This window comes from Shewanella sp. SP1S1-7 (genome assembly GCF_031932105.1).
GTDB lineage: Bacteria > Pseudomonadota > Gammaproteobacteria > Enterobacterales > Shewanellaceae > Shewanella > Shewanella baltica.
In genome coordinates this window covers 1-21,869 of record NZ_JAUOEU010000008.1, presented here as the reverse complement: position 1 = coordinate 21,869, position 21,869 = coordinate 1, and the positions used below count along the sequence as shown (strand labels likewise).

General features: G+C 48.0%; 21 protein-coding genes. 10 read left to right on the top strand and 11 right to left on the bottom strand.

Annotated features, from left to right (window positions below):
• Positions 1 to 23: 23 nt before the first annotated feature.
• The 5 genes from Q4Q49_RS08550 to Q4Q49_RS08530 all read right to left on the bottom strand — a co-directional run bounded on the left by Q4Q49_RS08550 (position 24) and on the right by Q4Q49_RS08530 (position 5,332).
• Entirely contained in the window at positions 24 to 488 is a 465-nt protein-coding gene (locus Q4Q49_RS08550; RefSeq protein ID WP_006083761.1) for an NlpC/P60 family protein, read from the bottom strand.
• 136 nt (positions 489 to 624) lie between these two features.
• Positions 625 to 1,362 (bottom strand): sulfite exporter TauE/SafE family protein, encoded by a 738-nt coding sequence (locus tag Q4Q49_RS08545; protein WP_311899379.1) that lies wholly within the window; start codon positions 1,360 to 1,362, stop codon positions 625 to 627.
• A gap of 219 nt (positions 1,363 to 1,581) precedes the next feature.
• Positions 1,582 to 2,826, bottom strand: coding sequence for an MFS transporter (locus tag Q4Q49_RS08540; protein ID WP_311999133.1), 1,245 nt, complete (start codon positions 2,824 to 2,826; stop codon positions 1,582 to 1,584).
• A 107-nt stretch (positions 2,827 to 2,933) separates the two neighbouring features.
• Entirely contained in the window at positions 2,934 to 3,665 is a 732-nt protein-coding gene (locus tag Q4Q49_RS08535) for a LytTR family DNA-binding domain-containing protein (protein WP_011982017.1), read from the bottom strand.
• Complete coding sequence (locus tag Q4Q49_RS08530) at positions 3,659 to 5,332, bottom strand: sensor histidine kinase (protein ID WP_311999132.1); 1,674 nt, start codon at positions 5,330 to 5,332, stop codon at positions 3,659 to 3,661. The genes Q4Q49_RS08535 and Q4Q49_RS08530 overlap by 7 nt, the downstream gene beginning before the upstream one ends.
• Positions 5,333 to 5,858: 526 nt before the next feature.
• On the opposite strand from Q4Q49_RS08530, the gene Q4Q49_RS08525 reads away from it, so the two are divergent.
• From Q4Q49_RS08525 to Q4Q49_RS08500, 6 genes are all read left to right on the top strand, one after another.
• Positions 5,859 to 6,782 carry a pirin family protein gene (locus Q4Q49_RS08525; protein WP_268650044.1) on the top strand — a complete coding sequence of 308 codons (924 nt, stop codon included), beginning with the start codon at positions 5,859 to 5,861 and terminating at the stop codon, positions 6,780 to 6,782.
• Positions 6,783 to 7,052: 270 nt separating this feature from the next.
• The gene (locus tag Q4Q49_RS08520; protein ID WP_311999131.1) at positions 7,053 to 8,099 is read left to right on the top strand and encodes an ATP-binding protein; all 1,047 of its coding nucleotides are present in this window, start codon (positions 7,053 to 7,055) and stop codon (positions 8,097 to 8,099) included.
• Positions 8,100 to 8,789, top strand: a complete 690-nt coding sequence (locus Q4Q49_RS08515) for a response regulator transcription factor (protein WP_311999130.1) — start codon at positions 8,100 to 8,102, stop codon at positions 8,787 to 8,789. It abuts the gene before it with no gap.
• Between the two features lie 44 nt (positions 8,790 to 8,833).
• Complete coding sequence (locus tag Q4Q49_RS08510) at positions 8,834 to 9,532, top strand: TrkA family potassium uptake protein (protein WP_311999129.1); 699 nt, start codon at positions 8,834 to 8,836, stop codon at positions 9,530 to 9,532.
• A 1-nt stretch (position 9,533) separates the two neighbouring features.
• Positions 9,534 to 10,895, top strand: a complete 1,362-nt coding sequence (locus tag Q4Q49_RS08505) for a TrkH family potassium uptake protein (protein ID WP_311999128.1) — start codon at positions 9,534 to 9,536, stop codon at positions 10,893 to 10,895.
• 265 nt (positions 10,896 to 11,160) lie between these two features.
• Positions 11,161 to 12,087 carry an Abi family protein gene (locus tag Q4Q49_RS08500; protein ID WP_311999127.1) on the top strand — a complete coding sequence of 309 codons (927 nt, stop codon included), beginning with the start codon at positions 11,161 to 11,163 and terminating at the stop codon, positions 12,085 to 12,087.
• 35 nt (positions 12,088 to 12,122) lie between these two features.
• Here the strand turns inward: Q4Q49_RS08500 and Q4Q49_RS08495 are convergent, their stop codons facing one another.
• The 4 genes from Q4Q49_RS08495 to Q4Q49_RS08480 all read right to left on the bottom strand — a co-directional run bounded on the left by Q4Q49_RS08495 (position 12,123) and on the right by Q4Q49_RS08480 (position 15,895).
• Positions 12,123 to 13,307: an NAD(P)/FAD-dependent oxidoreductase gene (locus Q4Q49_RS08495; RefSeq protein ID WP_311999126.1), complete on the bottom strand. Its 1,185-nt coding sequence runs from the start codon at positions 13,305 to 13,307 to the stop codon at positions 12,123 to 12,125.
• 351 nt (positions 13,308 to 13,658) lie between these two features.
• Complete coding sequence (gene gpsA, locus Q4Q49_RS08490; RefSeq protein WP_311999125.1) at positions 13,659 to 14,675, bottom strand: NAD(P)H-dependent glycerol-3-phosphate dehydrogenase; 1,017 nt, start codon at positions 14,673 to 14,675, stop codon at positions 13,659 to 13,661.
• 4 nt (positions 14,676 to 14,679) lie between these two features.
• Entirely contained in the window at positions 14,680 to 15,165 is a 486-nt protein-coding gene (gene secB / locus Q4Q49_RS08485; RefSeq protein ID WP_006083777.1) for a protein-export chaperone SecB, read from the bottom strand.
• Positions 15,166 to 15,460: 295 nt separating this feature from the next.
• On the bottom strand, positions 15,461 to 15,895 hold the full coding sequence (locus tag Q4Q49_RS08480; protein WP_106651729.1) for a rhodanese-like domain-containing protein: 435 nt from the start codon (positions 15,893 to 15,895) through the stop codon (positions 15,461 to 15,463).
• Positions 15,896 to 16,162: 267 nt separating this feature from the next.
• Here Q4Q49_RS08480 and gpmM point away from each other — a divergent pair, with 267 nt between their 5' ends.
• Genes gpmM through Q4Q49_RS08460 form a run of 4 tightly spaced genes read left to right on the top strand, consistent with a single transcriptional unit; the run spans position 16,163 to position 20,857 of the window.
• Positions 16,163 to 17,707, top strand: coding sequence for a 2,3-bisphosphoglycerate-independent phosphoglycerate mutase (gene gpmM / locus Q4Q49_RS08475; RefSeq protein ID WP_311999124.1), 1,545 nt, complete (start codon positions 16,163 to 16,165; stop codon positions 17,705 to 17,707).
• Between the two features lie 10 nt (positions 17,708 to 17,717).
• A complete protein-coding gene (locus Q4Q49_RS08470) occupies positions 17,718 to 18,851 on the top strand; it encodes a murein hydrolase activator EnvC (RefSeq protein WP_107403116.1) in 1,134 nt (377 codons plus the stop codon).
• Positions 18,852 to 18,883: 32 nt separating this feature from the next.
• On the top strand, positions 18,884 to 20,089 hold the full coding sequence (locus Q4Q49_RS08465) for a S41 family peptidase (RefSeq protein WP_011848272.1): 1,206 nt from the start codon (positions 18,884 to 18,886) through the stop codon (positions 20,087 to 20,089).
• Positions 20,090 to 20,101: 12 nt separating this feature from the next.
• On the top strand, positions 20,102 to 20,857 hold the full coding sequence (locus Q4Q49_RS08460; RefSeq protein ID WP_311999123.1) for a divergent polysaccharide deacetylase family protein: 756 nt from the start codon (positions 20,102 to 20,104) through the stop codon (positions 20,855 to 20,857).
• Here Q4Q49_RS08460 and Q4Q49_RS08455 read toward each other — a convergent pair.
• Both Q4Q49_RS08455 and Q4Q49_RS08450 read right to left on the bottom strand, forming a co-directional pair.
• Positions 20,832 to 21,287 (bottom strand): Rrf2 family transcriptional regulator, encoded by a 456-nt coding sequence (locus Q4Q49_RS08455; RefSeq protein ID WP_006083784.1) that lies wholly within the window; start codon positions 21,285 to 21,287, stop codon positions 20,832 to 20,834. The genes Q4Q49_RS08460 and Q4Q49_RS08455 overlap by 26 nt on opposite strands.
• Before the next feature lie 22 nt (positions 21,288 to 21,309).
• Positions 21,310 to 21,564 carry a YkgJ family cysteine cluster protein gene (locus tag Q4Q49_RS08450; protein ID WP_006083785.1) on the bottom strand — a complete coding sequence of 85 codons (255 nt, stop codon included), beginning with the start codon at positions 21,562 to 21,564 and terminating at the stop codon, positions 21,310 to 21,312.
• Positions 21,565 to 21,869: the final 305 nt, after the last annotated feature.

Below are 21,869 nucleotides of genomic sequence, written 5' to 3'. Positions count from 1 at the left end.
AGAAAGTGCATAAAGAAGATGTGCTAAATTCGCCGTGCATTCCAATACTTAGACGCCCAATAGCTGTTATGCAGGCTCGAGATCTTCACCCCTTGGCTAGTGGAAACATGGAGAAAATTATCGTCTCCCACATAAATGCCGACATGGTGCGTGCTCCAACCTGTCTTGAAAAATACTAAGTCGCCCTTGCGCAGTTGATTTCTCGGCACGGGTTTCCCTAGGGCTTGCTGTTCTTCAACCGTGCGCGGCAAGGTCATACCCAACATCTTCTGATAGGCGACCGACACAAAGGCCGAGCAATCTATGCCCCGCTTAGTGCCACCCCCTAAACGATAGGGCACACCGCGCCACTCAGAATGCAGTTCGGAGATATTGCTATCGTTCCAAACCGTGGCGGGTTCAACTTGCTTTACCACAGGCTTAGGTTCTGGCGCGCTAGCACAAGCGCCAAGGCCTAAGGCTAAGATAACTATCAGTAATCGTTTCATAGCTTCAAACTCATTGCAGGCAGATTTCACAGTAACGTAATTTTGAGTTTTTATCAGGTAAATTCAGGGCGGCTGGGGATCAAAACGCCCAAACACCCGCGCACTCTAGCAGACTAATGTAACCCAAAGCTTAAAACTATAACGCCGTCCATAATAAACGCACGCCCACCAGCACCATTAAAATCAATATGATGCGCTTAAATAGCCTGTCGTTAATTTTATTTTGAATAAACAAACCTAGCTTTACCCCTAGCCATGCCAGCGGCACCAGTAACAGAGAAACTAAAATATTCTCTTGGTTAATCTGCCCAAGCAAACTGTAGGGGATCAGCTTGACCAGATTTACCACAGCAAAAAATACCACAGCCGTGGCTAAAAATTCTGCCTTAGCCAAACGCAGCGGCAACAAATAAGCGTTGAGTGGCGGCCCGCCCGCATGGGCAACAAAGCTAGTAAATCCCGCAGTTAAGCCACACAAGCGTCCAACCAGAGGTGAAGGTGATGCTTGGGTTTTATCCCCAAGAATCAAACCATACAAACCAAAACCGAGGGACACACAACCTAAAATCGCCCGTAAATATTCTTCATTCAACCTATCAAACAACAGATAAGCGATAAAAATACCCACTATCGCCGCGGGCAATAATATCCATAAATGACACGGATTATGTTGCCCCCACCAAGAACGTACGCTTAAAAAATCCATATAAATCAGCAGCGGCAACATGAGCGCCGCCGCTGTGGTAGGGCTAATGGCAAGCGCCAATAGCGGGACAGTTAAGCCGCCCACACCACCCGCAAAACCGGATTTAGAAATCCCCGTAATCAAGACTGCGGGTATCGCCACCAACCAAAAAAGAGGGTCCGTTAACATCAACACATCCTGAATAACGCTTTAAGGCTATCAAGTTACCTGTTGTTGAGGTGATAAAAAAGAGGCTTATCAAGAAAGGTTAGGATTGAAAATGTAACAACATAGCTAAAACACGTGAAATGCTATCCGTTGAGCGCAGTACTGAATCGAGATGTAAAAATCCGAAGCCAGATGGCTTCGGACTTTTGCGTTAACTGATTGCAGTAAAGAGATTAATGCCTAGGCAGACTCTGCAGTCATATTGACTAAACGAGGAGAGCCCTTAGATGCCGCTTTAGCCGATGCGGGAGTTTTAGGGTCAGGCAAACGAATCGTTAATGATATGACCAACGCCACCACCAGCAGCACTAAAATCACGTTGAAGGTCGCAATAAAGCCACCGAATAACGAGGCGACAATCGAACCGATAATGCTGCCGACACCAAAACCTAAGTAGATAACTCCATAGTTTTTAGTCAGGTTATTCAGGCCGAAGAAGTCGCTCACCAGTGAGGGATAAACAGTAATTGTGCCGCCAAAACTAAAGGCAACGCAGGCAACGGCAACGAAGAACAGGTTAGCATTCAAAGGTACAAACAGTAGTAACACCATACCGACTAAAGTGATGATCTGCGCCAGCGAAATAACGCGAATGCGGGGGATTTTGTCCGACAGGATACCCAGCACCAAACGACCACTGAGGTTCGCCATGGCAATTACCGCAACCGCATTAGCGGCGACCAATACCGGCAAGTCGACCATCTTCTCGCCGATATCTTTCGCTACACCAATCACATACAAACCACTCATACAGGCGGACAGGAACATCAATGCCAGCATCCAATATTGCGGTTTACGCATGGCTTCTGCGAGGGTGAAGTCGCGGCTTTCGGCTTGCTGACTTGCGGCTGATTGTGCAGGTGCATCTTTCATCAACATGCCGCCACACAACACCAGCGCCATGGCGATTAAGCCCCACAGTTGGAAGGTGGTTTCAAGGCCAGTATTTTCGAGTAACAGCACGTTGATGTACTTAAATCCAAGGCTACCTAAACCATAAGCGCCAATCGCTAACGCCGAAATCAGCCCTTTGCGTTCGGGGAACCACTTCACGCAGTTAGATAAAGTCATTAAGTAGCCAGTGCCATCGGCAAAGCCCACTAAAATCCCGGCACACAGGTAAAGCATCATCAAGTTACTGGCTTGGGCTGTGAGTAAGAATCCCAGCCCGAGTAATAGGCCTGCGCCTAAGGTGACATTACGCACACCGAAGCGTTCCTGTAATTTGCCCGCCATGGAAGATGCCACGGCCAAAGACAAACTCAGCAAACCAAATACAAACGCCACTTGGCTGACAGGCTCGTCGAGCTTAGCAGCCAACTGCGCATTGAACAGGCTCCAAGTGTAAACTGAGCCGAGTGCAAACTGGGTGATAATAGTACCAACTAAGGTCAGGTACCGAGTACGGTTCATCTCTTTAGTCATGATGCATCTCGCTTTAGGGGATCAGGAATTGAGTCCACTATAAGAGAGATGCCATTCGCGCCGATCAATTAAGGCATGAAATACAGATCTGCAGGAATGAATGACAATTACAGCCTCATCAGCTGTCGAAAAGCCTTAATATTACTACGGCTAACGGGCACCTCGAACGACAAATCATGCAATCGGATCAGGTAAGTACTATTGAACCAAGGCACGATTTCGCGGATCTTGTTGATATTGACGCAATAGGAACGGTGGCAGCGGAAAAAGCCTTCGGCGGGCAAGCGGCTGACAAACTCGCTAATGGTCATCTGCATCACATAACGGTCGGTGCGGGTATACACATAGGTCAGTTTTTCATCAGCCTCGGCGTAATAAATTTGCTCGCAGGGCGTAACGATAATCCGCTCCCCTTTGACTAAATTTACGGTACGACTGGCATTACTCGTCGCTTCATGTTGCGGCCTTGGTGCTTGTCGCCCCGCCTGTTCAATCTTCTGCAATAAGCTGATGATCCGCGGCTCATTGTAGGGCTTGAGAATATAATCAAAAGCTTCGAGCTCGAACGCTTCTACCGCAAATTCTTTATAGGCAGTGACAAACACCACATGGGGTGGATGGGTCGATTTATGCAGATTCTTCGCCAACAACAGACCATCGATGGACGGAATTTGGATATCCAAAAACACGACATCAACCTCATGATCCTGCAGATATTTAAAGGCCTCCAAGCCATCCTCAAAGCTTGCCACTATGTCTATCTCACTGTGGCTCTTTACTAAATACTCCAGCTCCTCACGGGCCAGATATTCATCTTCAACTATGATGGCTTTTAACATACTTGCGCCTCATTTTCCGGTAAATAAAAGCTGACTTCAGTCCCCGGCTCCAGCCGTTTAAGCTGTAGCCCTTCGCCGTACAATAACTTCACCCTCTGGTGCACATTCATTAGCCCAATACTGCTGCTTTCTATGCGACCCGCGGCGACGCCATCTATCACCTCTTGGCTGATGCCATAACCTGTGTCACGCACGGCCACGCGAATGCCAGAATCAAGTTTTTTCACTTCTATGGTCACTCTGCCCGGCGCACTGCGCGGCTGAATGCCGTGCAAAATGGCGTTTTCCACCAGCGGCTGCAACAAGAGGCAAGGTACACAAAAATGCACATCGTCGACATCGAACACCACTTCAAGCTTATCGCCAAAGCGCGCCTGCTCGATCGCCACATAATCGCGTACTTGTTTGACTTCCTCTTGGATATCAATCAGCTCATCGCCCTTGGCTAGGTTATAGCGCAGATAATCGGCCAGATTGGCAATCAACTCCCGCGCCTGTTGCGGCCGAATGCGGATCAGTGAAGAAATAGCATTGAGGGCATTAAACAAAAAGTGCGGGTTAATCTTGCTCTGCAGCGCAGTAAACTCCGCCTTGCGGGTCATCTCCTGCAGTTGCTCGATACGCGACACTTCCATCTGGGTCGAAATCAGCTGCGACAAGCCCACCGCCATCTCTCGCAGCGAGCTGGTAATCCGATAGTTATTGCGATAATAAATCTTCAGCGTACCGCTTACCGTGCCGTTTTCACGCAGCGGGATTATGATGACCGAATGAAAATCCGATAAATGATATTGGCGTAAGTCGTTGTTAATAATGTTTTGATCTAGCTCTATCGCCCTTTGAGTCATCTCGCTAATCGCTTGATGACCATCGACCTCGTAGTAATCTTTGCCAACGCCCATATAGGCTAATACATCGCGAGTATCGGTAATCGCCACGGCATCTGCATGGATTTCATTGCGGATCACGGCGCACACTTGCTCTAAGGCGTGACGATCAATTTTGCGGAAGAAAGGTAAGGTTTTGTTGGCAATATCCAGCGCGAGCTTGGCCTGCTTGGCGGCAATGAGCTCTTTCTCATCGTCGAGGTCTTGCACTAGCTTGATAATCAGTCCGATACACACAGTGCCCGCAATCATGGGATAGGCAATATGGCTCACAATCTCTACACCCACTTGGTGCGGCTCTGTCAGTAGCCAAATCAACAACATGGTCAGTGTTTCACACAACATGCCCGCCACAATGCCATAAATCCATAACTTAGATTTGGGGCATTTGTAGTAAATCCACGTCGCCATTAGACCAGCAATTATGCTGGCGATTAAACACGGAATAGAAGTATCACCATCCATATCAATCAAATATCTATGCAGCCCCGACAACACGCCCGCGGGAATGCCGACCCAAGGGCCAAATAAAATCCCGCCGGAAATAATCGCGATAATACGCACGTTAACCAGCGCGCCTTCAACCTCAATACCGGTATAAGTACTGAACACCGCAAATAAGCAAAATATCGCCGCCACAGAGACCAGCTCTGCGGGGGTGTGATTACGCTTTTGGAATAAACGCTGGAACGGTCGAGTGCGGGTTAAAAAGAACAAGGTCATCAGCATCAAGGCCGCCCGTTCAAATACCGCCAGTAACATCATTTGATTTTCGAGCACGCTTTCCCCTTAATCAATCACGCTGAGTGACAGCCTAATTCTATATGTGAATTCTATCTGTGTTAGTGTTAAGCAGTATGCTGAATGGATTCCGGCTTAGGCTGGCAATGTCGCCGCCAACACCTGTACCGATAAAAGATAGACTCGATTTTGCAGATCTGACTTAACGCGTGAAGGATAAAAATCACCGAGACTAACCCAGAACTCGTCCGCTATTACGGCTCGAGTAAAACATCAAACGCTAATGCCCCACATAAATACAGGCTTGCTAAAGTAAAGGACAGCAAAAACTCCCATACACGCGGGCTCAGTCACAGATTCACGTTTGAATTGGGTTAACAGAGTTATCGAAGGGCGATTTTAACAGCTCAAATGCCCAGTCATATGACAGCGCCGATTTGCAAAATCCACGGGAATACCCGAAGCTAAAACCTTCGGCTCGAATACAAGATGAAATCTAAAACCAGTTCAGCATGCCAGATAAACACTAACTAAGTGTGTCCTCACCAAGGAATAAGGAGCGAACATGAGTGAAGTTCAAGCACAGTTTTATGGTGGCCCTAAGGAATGCCCTATTGAAAATGGCCGCATTCAAGTTCAACGAATTTCCCCCAAAATCAGTGATGTTGGCGGTATTCCCGTCGCACGGGCTATTCCACAAAAAGAGCGTCGTCTTATCGGCCCTTGGTGTTTCCTCGACCATATTGGCCCAGTCACCGACGGCCCAGAGCTAAACGTTGGTCAGCATCCACATATTGGGCTACAAACTTTTACTTGGATGCTCGAAGGCGAAATCATGCACAAGGACAGTCTCGGCAGCGCCCAAGTGATCCGCCCCAAACAAGTTAACTTGATGACCGCCGGACACGGTATCGCCCACACCGAAGAGTCCGTAGCAGGCCATAGCACTCTGCACGCGGCGCAGCTGTGGATTGCCCTACCGCTTGAGCATAAAGACACAAGCCCGAGGTTCGATCACTATCCCGAACTCCCTACGTGGCACAATGCGGGCGTTGATTTCACTCTGCTGATTGGCCGTTGGCAGCAGCAACAGGCGCCCACATTGCACTTCTCGCCGATAGTGGCGATGGATTTATTTGCCGCCGAAAACACTGAGCTTACCCTGACTCTCGACCCGAGTTTTGAATACGCCCTCATGCCACTCGAAGGCTTTTTCCGTATCGATGACCAAAGTTTCAATAATAATGATCTCGCCTATCTGGGCATGTTACGTGAAAGCGTCACAGTCGAACTCGACGCGGGTTGTCGCATACTCTTGATTGGCGGCGCACCACTGGCCGACCCTGTCAGTATTTGGTGGAATTTTGTCGGCCACAGCAAAGACGAAATCGCTAAAGCCCAAGCTGATTGGGAGGCCCACTCGACACGTTTTGATACTGTGCCCGGCTATAACGGCAAGCGCTTAGTGCCACCGCCGATACCTTGGTGATCTTCAGCTAAATAATGGCAGGCAAATACTTGATAGCTAGCCCATTAGCGTCAATCCGATAACTGCCCACGCCTAGGATGGCTTACCCCATGAGTCTATGTGGTAAGCCTGATTATTAGCTCGCAGCTTGATATGAGTGTGCGAGAACATCCCGAGTAAACTGCACGCTAAGCTACTCACTGGGCTATAAATTTTACGGATTTTTTACGCGCTATCTTAAAATGGCTTTGTTAGAGTACAGACACTTTCTTTATATGCGTCTTTCTATCCATGACTTCATCCATAGCGGCTCCCATGACTCAATACTGGCGTTCGCACCCAACATTTTTTACTGGCACAGTGCTAGTTATCGCGATTTTTAGCAGTGCATTTATCGATTATTTTGCTGGTTCCACCATAGCCGTGCTGCTGATCTTACAATTGGCCGTGGTGGCTATCGCCCTACAATGCAACACCAACTTTGCCTATTTTGCGGCAGTATTTGAGGCGACCAGTTTTAATTTTCTGTTTACCACACCGCGTTATTCGCTACAGATGTTCAATCTTGAGGACATTCTCAATTTAACTGTGTTTCTACTTGTCGCCCTCACCACCAGCAAATTGGCCGAACTTTATCGCCGCCAGCAGGCGGCACTCGAACAGGCTCAGTTACGCAACAGCATCTTATTGTCGGTTTCCCATGACTTACGCACCCCGCTCTCGACCATTATCGGCACCTTAACGACCCTGAAGGAATACATGCCTAAGCTCAGTGCGTCGCAAAAGACTGAGCTGATTGATAGCGCGGCCGCCGAGAGTCATCGTCTGCATCAATATATCGAAAACCTGTTACAGGCCACTAAGTTACAACACGGCGCACTCAAATTTAACCTAGACGAAGCCAATCTGCGCGAAGTGTTACAGCGCACTATCGCCCGCTTTCAAACCGCGCAACCTAGGATCAAAATTCACAGTGAGCCAGAGCTACCACCATTAATGATTTGCAGCTCTTTGATTGAACAGGCGATTTTTAATGTGCTCGACAATGCCCTGTACTATTCACCCACCAGCCAACCTGTAACAGTCAATCTCTATCGCCACCAAGATATGCTGCGCATCGATATTCAAGACTTAGGACAAGGCATAGCCCCATCTCAAAAGGAGGCGATTTTCGAACTGTTTTACCGCCAACATCCTTCTACCGATGGCGGCGCAGGATTGGGCCTTCCTGTCGCCAAAGGCATTATTATTGCCCATAACGGGAGTCTCAGTGCCGAAAATGTTGCTCAAGGCAGTCTGATCCGCATCGCGTTACCGATAACGAAGGAAAATGTATAAATGGCTTACAAGGTGTTAGTCGTGGATGATGAGCCGCAAATTCATACCTTTATGCGGATCTCACTCGAGGCGGAAGGCTTTGAATACATAAGCGCCACCAGCATAGCCACGGCGCTCAAACAGTACCGCAGCCATCAACCGCACCTTATCGTGCTCGACCTGGGCCTGCCCGATGGTGATGGCATCGAGTTACTCCATGCGCTGCGCCAGCAGGATAAGACCCCTGTGCTAGTACTCACCGCCCGCGATCAGGAGGAAGAAAAAATCCGCCTACTCGAGGCCGGTGCTAACGATTACCTGAGTAAGCCCTTTGGGATCAGGGAATTAATCGTGCGTATCAAGGTGTTGGTTCGCGACCTTGTGGATACCTCAAGCGGCGCCGATATGCTGCAATTTGGCCCGCTCACTCTACAAAAGAGCAGCCATCAATGCTGGCTTAACCAGCAGGAAATCGCCCTCACCAAAAAGGAGTTTGCCCTACTCGTTCAGTTAATGTCCCACCCTGGGAAATTGCTGAAACAGAGCGACCTGCTGCGCAATATCTGGGGCGAAACTCACCAGGAAGATGGCCATTATCTACGGATTTTAGTCAGCCAACTGCGCAAAAAACTTAACGATAGTGACGAACAACAACTGATCAAAACCGAGCCCGGCTTAGGGTATCGACTAACAGACCTCGGCCCGCCCTAGGCCAGCTCGCCTCACTCTTTAGCTCAACCATACAAGGATATGAAATGGCACATTTTACTGTCATCGGATTAGGCCGCTTCGGCGTCGCAGTGAGCCGAGAACTGATCCACTTAGGTCATACGGTCACTGGTGTCGATAATGACCATAAAGCTGTTGAAAAATATGTAGAAGTTCTTACCGAAGCCGTAATTTGCGATTGCGCAGATGAGGCGTCACTAAGGGAACTCGATCTTGCCAGTAGCGAAGTTGTGATTGTCGCTATCGGTTTTGATATGCAATCGAGCCTGCTGTGCACACTGGCACTGAAAAATCTCGGCGTGCAAAATATTTGGGTTAAAGCCAGCAATAAGGCGCACCACACCATATTGTCTAAACTCGATGTTACTCGGATTATCCACCCTGAAGAGGATATGGGGGTCCGCGTCGCCCAGTCGCTAAACCACCCTATGGTTAATAACTTTCTCGCTATCGGCGATGGGCTCTATATTGTTGAAATCCATATTAAAGCCCATTTGCATCAAGCCACTGTTGGCCAACTACTGGGGAACTTGCAAGAGAAAAACACTGATGAGCAAACTAACGTGCAACGCAGCCCTAAGGGCAAAGTCGCACCGTTAATGGTCAAACGTGAGCAGAGCGTATTTAGCAAGATTGATAGCGATTTTACCTTGCACACAGAGGATGCCTTATTCCTTTGCGGTAGCCGTGCCGAGTTAAAACAGCTCGCGCCAAGGTTGGTGTAAGGTGGTTCAATGGCATCCTTCGCTCACCCTAGAGCACGCTCCTAAAACCGGCAAAAAACTCTTTGGCGCGCCGCCCTTTATCTTAAGTGCAAGCTTTGCTCTGTTAATCCTCGTCGGCACATGTTTACTTAAACTGCCCATCGCCACTGTGTCGCCCATTACTTGGCTGCAAAGCCTGTTTACCGTCACCTCGGCGGTGACAGTAACCGGGCTTGTGGTCGTCGATACTGGAAGTGTGTTCACGCCCTTTGGCCAAGTGATAATCGCGCTGTTAATTCAATGCGGGGGTTTAGGCTTGATGACCTTTGCGATTGTCACCCTTATCGCCCTTGGCGGTAAGATTGGCTTCTTGCAGCAAACCGTCGCAAAAGAGGCGTTTAATCAAACCGATACATCGACATTAGTCTCGACCGCAAAAGCCGTGCTAGCGTTTTCGCTATTGGTTGAAGCCGTCGGCATGCTGATTTTATCTGTCTACTGGAGCGGCGAGCTGGGCTGGCAAACTAGCTTATTCCACGGCTTTTTCTATACCATTAGCGCCTTTAATAACGCGGGTTTTGCCCTAAGCCCAGATAGCTTAATGCCCTATGTGGCCGATCCCGTGATCAACCTGACCATCACAGCTTTGTTTATTATTGGTGGTTTAGGATTTTCGGTGTGGATAGATCTGCGTAGGAACAAACGTTGGTCAAAACTCACCGTTTACAGCCGCATGATGATTACTGGCACTATTGTCATCAACACGGTCGCCGTGATTGCGATTTACTTTATTGAGTACAACAACCCCAACACCTTGGCGCCCTTAAGCGAACTCGGCAAATGGTTGGCCTCTTGGTTTCAAGCCGTAACCCCGCGCACCGCAGGCTTTAATACCCTAGCGATTGACCAACTCGAAGACGCCAGTACCTTGCTCATACTCGTGCTGATGTTTATCGGCGGCGGCTCATTAAGTACCGCCAGCGGCATTAAAGTCGTCACCTTTATGGTGCTGATTTTGGCCACTTATGGTTATTTACGCCGCGACGAAGCCATCTATGTGTTTAAACGGGAAATCCCCAAAGATACCGTCAGCAAAGCCTTAGCGCTGACCATCATCTCTCTGGTCGTATCTTGGCTGGCCATCTTCATACTGGTATTAAGCGAGAAAGCGCCGTTAATCGATATCGTTTTCGAGGCCATATCCGCACTGGGCACTGTCGGTTTATCCCGCGGTTTAACAGGCAACCTCACCAATCTAGGCCAAGCCATCATCATCTTTATGATGTTCATGGGTCGCCTCGGCCCACTCATGCTCGCCTACTTTCTTGCCAATCCAAGGGTGAAAAAACTGCGCTACGCAGAAACCAAACTGGCAATTGGTTAAATTAATTAGTTGGACGGCTGGCACTGAAAAATAGTCAGTGCCGCTATTCGAGCATGTTCACATGCTAAACACATCGTCCGTTTCTTTTACCACGTATCCACAATAATAAGCGGAAGCTAAATGACGCAAGAGCTGTTTATAATTGACGATCTTGTCATCATCGGCCATAATATCCACAACATAACCGCCACGCTTAGTACCCGAAAGGGTGTCGCGCAACCTTGGCGGTTTTTCTTTGCCAGCTATAGTTGGCTAAGCTGATATTATGTCCGATATATTCTATCAAAAGCCTGCACTGCTTTTTTCTGAGCAACTTGAGCATCTTAAGGGTAAGGGGATGATCTTTGTAGATCCCACTCGCGCCTTAAATCAGCTTGCATGCATCAGCTATTATCGATTAAGCGGCTATTGGTATCCTTTTCGAGCTCGAAACGAACACGGTATTGTAACAAGCCGATTCGAACCAGAAACTCATTTCGATTCAGCAATTGCACTGTATGAATTTGACCGAAAACTCCGCGCTCTGGTATTGGATGCTATTGAGCGAGTTGAGGTGGTGATTAGAACCCAGTTTACCTACCATATAGGTCACACATACGGTGCCTTTGGACATGCCAACGCACAAAACTTTCACTCTGGCTTTAATCATCAGAACTGGCTGAAAAAGCTAGAAGACGAAGCGTCACGCTCAAGTGATGAGTTTATCAATCACTACCAAAGGAAGTATAAAGGCTTTCCAACGATTCCAATATGGATGCTAACTGAAGTCATGTCTTTAGGTGCTTTATCTTTTGGCTATATGGGACTAATCAATGACCAGAAAAATGGTGTTGAGGATAAAAAAGCCATCGCACAACAATTTAATTTACACTACAAACGTTTAGGTGACTGGCTACACACCCTAACTTATGTGCGTAATATTTGTGCTCACCACAGTCGCCTTTGGAATCGAGAATTAGCCATAAGACCAGATAAAGTTAAAGAACATACTTGGCGCCCCCCAATTACCCCTACAAATAATCGCATATTCTATATCTTGTTGATGCTAAAACATTTACTACGTGTAACTGACAATGGTGACATCTGGGCAAACTCAATAAGTGAACTCCTCACACCATTTGCAGAACAAAAACGCTGGCGAGTTGCAATGGGTTTACCTGAAAATTGGCAAGATCACCCATTATGGAAGTAGTTGATCACAAACAAGCTAACAAGCAGGATATACCTCTAAACCGCTTGTCCTGCAGCCACGCCAGATGCCCAGGCCCATTGAAAATTAAACCCGCCTAACCAACCACTTACGTCCATGACTTCACCGATAAAGTAGAGTCCTGCGACTTTGCTGGCTTCCATGGTTTTAGATGACAGCTCATTACTATCAATACCACCTAAGGTCACTTCGGCGGTGCGGTAGCCTTCGGTGCCGTTCATCAATACTGTCCAGCGGTGGAGATCATCCACCAGCTTAGCGCGCTCGGCGTGCACTAGCTGATTTAAGGCTTTGTTTAACAAGGCTTCATCGAATAGCACTTCGACCAAACGTTTAGGCAACCATTGGCTGAGAGTGTTGCGCAGGCTTTGCTTAGGATGGGCAGTGAGCTGCTGCTCTAGCAATTGCGCCAAATCCATATTAGGCAAGAGATCGATTTCTATGGTTTCGCCCGCTTTCCAATAGTTGGAAATCTGCAACACTGCAGGGCCAGATAAGCCGCGGTGAGTGAATAACAGCGCTTCGCTAAACGCAGTGCCATCTTTGGCGGTAATGCGGCTCGGCACGGCTATGCCCGACAAAGGTTCGAAGCGAATTTTATCTTCACTGTGCCATGTAAAAGGCACTAAACCCGCGTGAGTTGGCAATACTTTGAGGCCAAACTGCTCGGCCAGTTGATAACCGTAAGGCGTGGCGCCGAGTTTAGGCATGGATAAGCCACCCGTGGCGATAACCAGTGAGTCGCAGCTCAGTTCGCCGTTAGAGGTGTTGAGCTCAAAGCGCCCTGCCTCGGTTTTTTTAACGGCAAGAATATCGGTGCGCAGCTTAATGGTAACGCCCGCCCATTCGCACTCGGTCAATAGCATAGTGACTATCTCTTTGGCCGAGTCATTGCAAAACAGTTGGCCGTGATCGCGCTCGTGGTATTCAATGCCGTGGCGCTCGACCAGTTCAATAAACTGCTGCGACGGATAACGCGCGAGTGCCGACTTAACAAAGTGGGGATTACCACAAAGGAAATTAGCGGGCTCGACTTTAAGGTTGGTGAAGTTACAACGCCCACCACCGCTGATGAGGATTTTACGCCCCGCTTGCTTGGCATTGTCGAGAACGAGAACATCACGGCCTCGGTAACCTGCGGTCGCTGCACACATCAATCCCGCGGCGCCGGCTCCGATAATAATGACATCATGATGTTTCACGCTCTTACTCCACACAGATAAGTTGATTGGTATTGGCTGCCAACGGGCAGTTTGCTGATTCGCGAACCTTTAGCAAGCAAGTCAGCAACCGCTAAACGGAGCAAAGATAGGCTCAAACGTTAGGCACAAATCCCCTCTTTCACCATCCCTGGCGACCGGGGATAAATACTTCCTTGTATAAATCCTCTCTTTCACCATCTGACCTCCAGGGATGGAAGAAATGCCCTTGATGTCGCGAACATCAAGGGCCCTAGCGACCGGGGATACATCTTGCACACCAGAAGTCCATGCACAAAAAAGGGCGCTATTTTAGCACCCTTTCTTTTATTCAGCATCATCACGGCTCGCGGTTTATTGCGCGGGCGTTTCTGATTTCTTTTCTCTGCTGAGCAATTCTTTCGCAGCATCAACCGGAGCTTTACCTTGATACAAAACTTGGTAGATTTGCTCGGTGATTGGCATTTCAACCCCAAGGCGTTTCGCAAGCGTAAAGACTTCTTTAGTATTGCGATAACCTTCAACCACTTGGCCGATTTCAGCCTGTGCTGTCATCACATCACAGCCTTTACCTAAGGCTAATCCAAAACGACGGTTACGGGATTGATTGTCGGTACAAGTCAACACTAAGTCGCCTAACCCCGCCATGCCCATAAAGGTGGCCGCATTGGCTCCTAAGGCTTCGCCTAAACGCGTCAATTCGACTAAACCACGGGTGATCAAGGCTGTTCTGGCATTGGCACCAAAGCCGATACCGTCAGACATGCCCGCACCAATCGCGATCACGTTCTTTACCGCGCCGCCAAGTTGCAGTCCGGTAAAGTCGTCGTTGGCGTAAACCCGCAAACGTTTAGGGCTGTGTAACAGCTCGACGAGATCGTTGGTGAACGTAGGACAAGTCCCCGCGACTGAAATGGCCGTAGGTAAACCCATGGCTAATTCTTTCGCGAAGGTCGGCCCAGATAACACCGCCAGCGGATATTGCTCACCTAACACATCACGGGCCACATCTTGCAGCAAACGTCCGGTTTCAGGTTCGAGCCCTTTCGTTGCCCATACGATGCGCGCATCGCTACGGAGTAACGGTTTAGCTTGCTCAAGCACAGTACCAAACACATGGCTTGGTACTACCACTAACACATTGTTACTGGCAGCTAAGGCTTTGGCTAAATCGGCTTCGATCTGTAAACAATCAGGAAACGCAATACCAGGCAAAAACGCTTGGTTGCACTTGTCTTGAGCGAGCGTTTGCATGTGGACAGGATCGTGTCCCCATAACAAGGTCTTATGACCATTGCTAGCTAAAGAAATGGCAAGGGCGGTGCCATAAGAGCCCGCCCCTAATACCGTGATATCGGCAGAGTTTTTCATGAAATTAAGCGTTAGCTTCTTCGGCAGCTGGTGCAGTCGCAGCAGCTTGACGTTGTTGCACGTATTGGGCAAACAGCGCGTCGAAGTTAACTGGTGCTAAGTTCAGTTGTGGGAAAGTACCACGACCGACTAAGCTGCCCACGGTTTCGCGAGCATATGGGAATAGGATGTTAGGGCAGTATGCACCTAATGAATGTGCCAGTTGTGGCTCAGTCAGACCAGTGATAGAGAAGATACCAGCTTGTTGTACTTCACATAGGAAAGCAGTATCGCCACCGTTTTGTGCCGTTACCGTTAAAGACAGGACAACTTCATATACATCGTCAGCTAATTTAGCACTGCGCGTGTCTAAATCTAACTTAACTTCTGGGTTCCATTCTTTTTGGAATACAGCTGGGCTGTTAGGCGTTTCGAAAGACACATCTTTAGTGTAAACACGTTGGATGTTGAATTGTGGGGCTTGTTGTTCGTTGTTTGCTACTTCAGCCATAATTTCCTACCTATCCTATCAATGTTGTATCGGCTTTTCGTTGAAAGCCAATTATTATTTGAAAGCCAATTCATCTTTGAACGTAAATTGGCTCGGGGCTTATGTTACTCAAGGCCTGTATCAGATCTCGGTATCATCCCAACTTTCACCCATATTCGGGTATCGATCGAACCAGTCTAAAAACTTACATTAAGCCCTTAGCGACCGCAGGATCAGTATGCCAAACAATGATGACTTTATTACTGCACTATCCGGTGGATTGAGTACAGCTTAAATCATAACTGCCGCCGACAACTTATCTTTTGCTTTTTGAAACAGGCATATTTGCTGCCTGCCATTCACCCATACCACCTTTCAAGTTGTACAGGTTTTCAAAACCTTGCTTACTCAAAAGCTGAGCGGCTTGAGACGAGGTCATGCCAGCATTGCATACCAATATAATGGGACTCGCTTTATACTTTTCAAGGGCAGATATCTGATTATTTTTAATATCTGCTAGCGTAACGTTAATTGCATCAACAATATGCCCCTTGCGGAACTCATCACTTGAGCGCACATCAACCACTTTAGCGTCCTGTCTGTTCACCATAATCGTCAGTTCTTGGTGAGAAATACTTTTGATCTTTGACATGCTCGATTTGATGAGACTCGCAACAAGCACAACAAATAATCCCACCCAGGCCAGACTGAGCATTGAGTGAGCTTTAAAAAATTCGATATATTCTTGCATGATGATTGCCCGCATAAATGGCGAAAATTCGATAAGGGCACAGAGTATACCGATTGCCTTGGCAGATTGCAGCAGTTTAGTCACAGTTCGAGATCGCACTTTTAGCGCAATTGGTCCAGCACTTGTCACAAGCCACTCACAGAATCGGGCGAATTAGTGATTCGATGACCTTAATCGGGGTAAAGCGCTTTTTCATACCCCGCTAACGTAGTAATATTTGACCAATTTCAGATTTCTATCGCTTCTATAAAACTTAAAGGTATCACTATGACGACAGCTAAACGTCCGCTCGCGTTGTTGATCCTCGATGGCTGGGGCTACCGTGAAAACACGCATAACAATGCGATTTTCCACGCCAATACTCCGGTACTCGACCGTCTCAACGCTCAATATCCCCATAGTTTAATTTCAGGTTCTGGCTTAGATGTAGGCTTACCTGATGGCCAGATGGGAAATTCTGAAGTTGGCCACATTAACTTAGGCTCTGGCCGTGTGGTGTATCAAGAACTCACTCGCATCAGTAAAGCCATTGCAGATCATGAGTTTGAGCAAAATCCAACCCTGTGTGATGCGGTTGACTCGGCCATTAAAGCCGGCGGCGCAGTGCACATTATGGGTCTGCTTTCTGCCGGTGGTGTTCACAGCCATGAAGAGCATATCGAAGCTATGTGCCGTATGGCCGTTGCCCGTGGCGCAACTAAGGTTTACTTGCACGCTTTCCTCGACGGCCGCGATACACCACCGCGTAGCGCTAAGGGCAGCTTGAGCCATTTTGATGATCTGTTTACTACATTAGGCCATGGCCGTATCGCCTCGATTATTGGTCGTTACTTTGCAATGGACAGGGATAATCGTTGGGATCGCGTCTCGCAAGCCTACGATTTGATCACCCAAGGCAAGTCAAAATTCCAATACGACAATGCTGTTACTGCATTGGAAGCGGCTTACGAGCGTAACGAGAACGACGAGTTCGTCTCTTCATCGGCAATTACAGATGCTGACGGCCAAGTTGCCACCTTGCAAGATGGCGATGCACTGATATTTATGAACTTCCGTGCCGACCGTGCCCGCCAAATCACCCGTAGCTTTATCAATCCAGACTTCGATGGTTTTGAACGCGCTGTCGTGCCGAAAATGCACTTTGTCACTCTGACTGAGTACGCCGGCGACATCAAAGCCCCTATCGCGTATCCATCTGAAAACTTGGTGAATACCTTAGGTGAAGTGCTGCAAAAACAAGGTCGTACTCAACTGCGTATCTCTGAAACTGAGAAATACGCCCATGTGACTTTCTTCTTCAACGGCGGCAAAGAAGAGCCATTCGAAGGTGAAGATCGCATCCTAATCAACTCACCTAAAGTGGCGACTTACGATCTACAGCCTGAGATGAGTTCAGCCGAGCTGACCGACAAGTTAGTGGCGGCGATTGAGTCGACCAAGTACGACGTGATCATCTGTAACTATCCGAATGGCGACATGGTTGGCCACACGGGTAATTTCGATGCCGCCGTTAAAGCCTGTGAAGCGGTTGACGCTTGTATCGGCCGTGTAGTTGATGCGCTGGCGAAAGTGGGTGGTGAATGCATTATTACCGCCGACCACGGCAACGCCGAGCAAATGACGGACGAAACCACAGGTCAGGCGCACACAGCCCACACCAGTGAACTGGTACCTTTCATCTTTGTTGGCCGCGATGCGACCATAGATGAAGGTGGTAAACTCAGCGATGTCGCACCGACTATCTTGACCTTGATTGGCGAAGCCATTCCAACAGAGATGACGGGCAAGCCCTTAATCCACATTAAAGAGTAACCGTTACCTAGTGAGCACTCGACTCCTTGTTAAAGCCAGCATTATTGCTGGCTTTATGATGTTATCTTTCTCGGCCAACGCTTCTGATTTGGAGAAGCGTCAGTCCGAGTTGAAATCAATCCAATCGCAAATAAATCAACAACAAAGCGCGTTAAAAACCACCAGTAAACAAAGAGAAAAATTGCTGTCATTGCTGCGTAGCGATGAAGAAGCGATTGCGTCAGCGGCCAAAAAAGTCAACAGCACCAAAAATAGCTTAGCGCAAATCGACACTAAACTGACCGAGCTGAAACAACGTCAAGATGAGTTAGAAACGCTTAAAGTGAGTCAGCAACAAACACTGTCGAAACAGCTGTCGAGCGCCTATCTTGCCGGTAATCACGATTACACTAAGATGATGCTCAATCAGCAAAGTCCTGCCACTATCGAGCGTATGTTGGCCTATTACCAATACCTCAATAAAGCGCGGATGAAGTCGATCAACGAATTAAAGCAAACCTTGACCGAGCTAGATGAGATCAAGGTGTCGCAAACGAGTAAGCAAAAGCAATTAACCAAACTCGTCGCCGAACAACAGGTCCAAGCCAAACGTTTGAGCCAAGAGCAAGATCAGCGACAACTGACCATTAAAGAGCTACAACGCACCTTAAATTCTAAGGGTGCTGAGCTGGAACAGTTGCAAATTGAAGAGGCCAGCTTGAAGCGCGTGGTCGAACAAGCGCTGCGAGCCATGAAAGACAATCCTTCGATGGAAGGTTTTGGTAAACAAAGTGGCAAACTCAAATGGCCAACTAAAGGTCGCGTCAGTGCCAGCTTTGGCAGCCAACGTTCCGGCCAAGTGGTGTGGAAAGGCACTATGTTATCCGCGCCAGAAGGGCAAAATATTCGAGCCGTTTCAGGTGGTAAGGTTATTTATGCCGACTGGTTACGTGGTTTTGGTCTGGTGATGGTCATCGATCATGGCAAAGGTTATATGAGCCTTTACGGCCATGCTCAAACCCTATTAAAAAGCCCTGGCGACATGGTAAAAAGCGGCGAAGCGATAGCTTTAGTCGGACGTTCGGGTGGACAGAGCGAGGCTGGCCTATACTTTGAAATAAGGCACAAGGGGCAAGCCGTCGATCCAGCGAAATACTGTCGCTAATCATAACGGTCCCCTCATCACAGGGGACGGCTATGAAACACATGATCCGCTATATTAGTTGCGTTGGATTAGGCCTAACTTTGGGCCTATCCATCAGCCTCTCTAGTCAAGAGAACGCTAAGTCCTATCGCAGTGATTTTGACTATCCGTTACTGCAAGATGTGCTTGAAACCGTTGAAACTTATTACGTAAAAACCGTTTCGAAAGAAGAGTTAGTGCAAGCGGCAATCAAAGGTATTTTTGAGCACTTAGATCCCTATTCCAGCTTTTTGAATCACCAAGAATTACTCGATCTCAAAGACTCCAATCGCGGCGAATATTTTGGTTTCGGTTTCGAAGTCGCAACCCAAAATGACCACATCAACATCATCGCCCCCTTCGCCCATTCCCCTGCAGAACAAGCGGGAATACGCGCAGGCGACATTATCGTTAAGCTCAACGACACACTGGCGACCGAGACTAACCTCGCCAATATCCTTGCCGAGATAAAAAAACATAGCCTCAGCAATCAAAGCATTAAGTTAGTGCTTAAACACAGCAATGACGATGCGACCTTCGAAGTGTCACTCAAGCCGAGCACTATCACTATCGAATCTGTCACCACTCAACTGCTTGATGGCAATATTGGTTATGTCAGATTAAGTAGCTTCCAAGAAAACTCGACCGAAGATATGGTGCGCTCACTCAGCCAATGGCAAAACAAACCGCTCGCCGGGCTCATCTTAGATTTACGTAATAATCCCGGCGGCCTGCTCGACCAAGCCGTTAAAATTGCTGACCTATTCCTCGCCAAGGGCCGAATAGTCTCAACCTCTGGCCGCTTCTTCGATGCCAACTCCGACTACTACGCCTCACCACAAACCATGCTGACTAACGTGCCCATGCTAGTGTTGATCAACAAAGGCTCGGCCTCTGCATCCGAAGTGCTCGCCGCCGCACTGCAGGAAAATGGTCGGGCTAAGCTGTTAGGTGAGACCAGTTTCGGTAAAGGCACAGTACAAAGCCTGATCCCCATCTTAGAAGATGGTAACGCGATAAAACTCACCATTGCTCAGTACAATACCCCCAGAGGTGAAAACATTCACAATATAGGAATCGTCCCAGACATAAAAATTGCCGCAGAAACTGGTTCCGGCGCGGGTAATTTGGCTATAATCGACGCCCTATCCGCCCATGCATCTCTGGCCCAAGATCATCAAGTGACCTCAGCCATTGCATGGATACAGCATCATGACTAATAAGAAGAAACTGTGCGCTTACTTTATTCCTTGGCCCTATTGGCCCTAAGCATTTCTCAAAGTCATGCTGCTCAAATTGCCCTCATTATTGATGACATAGGTTATCGTCATACCGATCAAGCCGTGCTGGCACTGCCCAGCACTGTCACATTATCAGTGTTGCCTCATACACCTCTTGGCAAAGAACTCGCCAATGCCGGCCATAAAAAGGGCCACGAAATCATGCTGCATCTGCCTATGCAAGCGCTTAATGGTAAGGCGTTAGGGCTGGGTGGATTGACCAATACTATGACTGAGGCGCAAATACGCGCCAGTGTTGTCGATGCAATTAACAGCGTTCCGTTTGCTAAAGGTGCCAATAACCACATGGGGAGCTTACTGACTCAACTCGATGATCCTATGCTGTGGGTGATGGAAACCCTCAAACAAAAGCATCTGTATTTTATCGATAGTATGACAACAAGGTTCACTAAGGCGGGAGAAACAGCGGATCAGTTGGGCGTGCCGTTATTAAAACGCCAACTGTTTCTAGACAATGATACCAGTACCAAAGCACTCGAAAGACAATTTAGCTTAATGATAAGTCAGGCACATACTCAAGGTAACCTAGTGGCGATTGCCCATCCTTATCCAGAAACCATGCGCTTCTTAAAGGCCAATCTACAAAGACTAAAAACCGAGGGGATTGATCTAGTACCTGCATCAAGCTTGCTCGCCATCGGCATTGCACACAAAAATGGAACTAATCCAGCTGTAACACTGAGATAGACATGTCAGGCAACAAGGCAAGTAACTCATCACGATTACTCACAATGTCCAGCAGAGTATATTGATCGAGCACATTCAAATACGCTTCAACTGCTTGTGCTAATACGCCTTTCAGCTTACAGGCAGGCGTGAATCGGCAGTAAGGTTTGCTGCAATCAATCGGCGCCAACGAGTTTTCTAATACCCGAACTAACTGACCTAAGTTAATCTCACTCGCAGGCTTACCCAAACGGAAACCGCCCATCTTACCGCGAATGGTTTCGAGGTAACCCATCTTGCCTAAATGATGCACTATCTTAGAGACATGATTTGGAGACAGATCAAATACCTGAGTAATTTCAGCAATTCTAAATAAAGTGGTTCTGTCTGGCTGAACCGCCAAATACATCAAGGTACGAACGCCAAAATCGGTATAACGAGTTAACTGCATATTTCACCTGTCAGCGATAAACTTAATGAGAGGTTTGAGCTTCGAGTTGGGTAATCAACCAAAGCGCCTCTTCGTTCGAATGACCACATACATCTTCCGATGCATCAAAATCACTACAAACCGCGGGACGATCGGGCGAGCCGAAGATCAAACATAAATTGGCATCACTCAGCTGCACACAACGCTCACCCGCAGCCTTACCATTTGGCATACCAGGAATACCGCTGCTAATTGAAGGCGCAATACAGCAAGCACCACACCCAAGACGACAATTCATTTTCGTTACTCATGAAAGACATAAGGCATTATACCGTTAAATTTGTCCGAGATCAGTGTCACAGGTCAATACTGCCAAGTCGCGCACAAGCGCCATTCTGTGCGAGAAAGGCATAATATGAAATAAGTGGGACAAACTTAGACAAAAAGTAGGCTGAGATTTAAATTTTACGCCGACGAATGTGAGGTAGCGATGCCGAGCTGGACTGTTAAGCAGGGATGCTGTTGGACTGGACGGCCGCGACAATAGAAATAGATAAATTCCAGATACGAAAAAGCCCTAACATTGCTGTTAGGGCTTATCGA

Excerpts from the sequence above, each read along its gene's own strand:
- Q4Q49_RS08545 (WP_311899379.1), bottom strand. The coding sequence starts at position 1,362 with ATGTTAACGGACCCTCTTTTTTGGTTGGTGGCGATACCCGCAGTCTTG.
- Q4Q49_RS08480 (WP_106651729.1), bottom strand. The coding sequence starts at position 15,895 with ATGCAAGAATATATCGAATTTTTTAAAGCTCACTCAATGCTCAGTCTG.
- secB (WP_006083777.1), bottom strand. The coding sequence starts at position 15,165 with ATGGCTGAAGTAGCAAACAACGAACAACAAGCCCCACAATTCAACATC.
- gpsA (WP_311999125.1), bottom strand. The coding sequence starts at position 14,675 with ATGAAAAACTCTGCCGATATCACGGTATTAGGGGCGGGCTCTTATGGC.
- Q4Q49_RS08510 (WP_311999129.1), top strand. The coding sequence starts at position 8,834 with ATGGCACATTTTACTGTCATCGGATTAGGCCGCTTCGGCGTCGCAGTG.
- Q4Q49_RS08535 (WP_011982017.1), bottom strand. The coding sequence starts at position 3,665 with ATGTTAAAAGCCATCATAGTTGAAGATGAATATCTGGCCCGTGAGGAG.
- Q4Q49_RS08520 (WP_311999131.1), top strand. The coding sequence starts at position 7,053 with ATGACTTCATCCATAGCGGCTCCCATGACTCAATACTGGCGTTCGCAC.
- Q4Q49_RS08455 (WP_006083784.1), bottom strand. The coding sequence starts at position 21,287 with ATGCAGTTAACTCGTTATACCGATTTTGGCGTTCGTACCTTGATGTAT.
- Q4Q49_RS08500 (WP_311999127.1), top strand. The coding sequence starts at position 11,161 with ATGTCCGATATATTCTATCAAAAGCCTGCACTGCTTTTTTCTGAGCAA.
- Q4Q49_RS08450 (WP_006083785.1), bottom strand. The coding sequence starts at position 21,564 with ATGAATTGTCGTCTTGGGTGTGGTGCTTGCTGTATTGCGCCTTCAATT.
- Q4Q49_RS08465 (WP_011848272.1), top strand. The coding sequence starts at position 18,884 with ATGAAACACATGATCCGCTATATTAGTTGCGTTGGATTAGGCCTAACT.
- Q4Q49_RS08525 (WP_268650044.1), top strand. The coding sequence starts at position 5,859 with ATGAGTGAAGTTCAAGCACAGTTTTATGGTGGCCCTAAGGAATGCCCT.
- Q4Q49_RS08540 (WP_311999133.1), bottom strand. The coding sequence starts at position 2,826 with ATGACTAAAGAGATGAACCGTACTCGGTACCTGACCTTAGTTGGTACT.
- Q4Q49_RS08515 (WP_311999130.1), top strand. The coding sequence starts at position 8,100 with ATGGCTTACAAGGTGTTAGTCGTGGATGATGAGCCGCAAATTCATACC.
- Q4Q49_RS08550 (WP_006083761.1), bottom strand. The coding sequence starts at position 488 with ATGAAACGATTACTGATAGTTATCTTAGCCTTAGGCCTTGGCGCTTGT.
- gpmM (WP_311999124.1), top strand. The coding sequence starts at position 16,163 with ATGACGACAGCTAAACGTCCGCTCGCGTTGTTGATCCTCGATGGCTGG.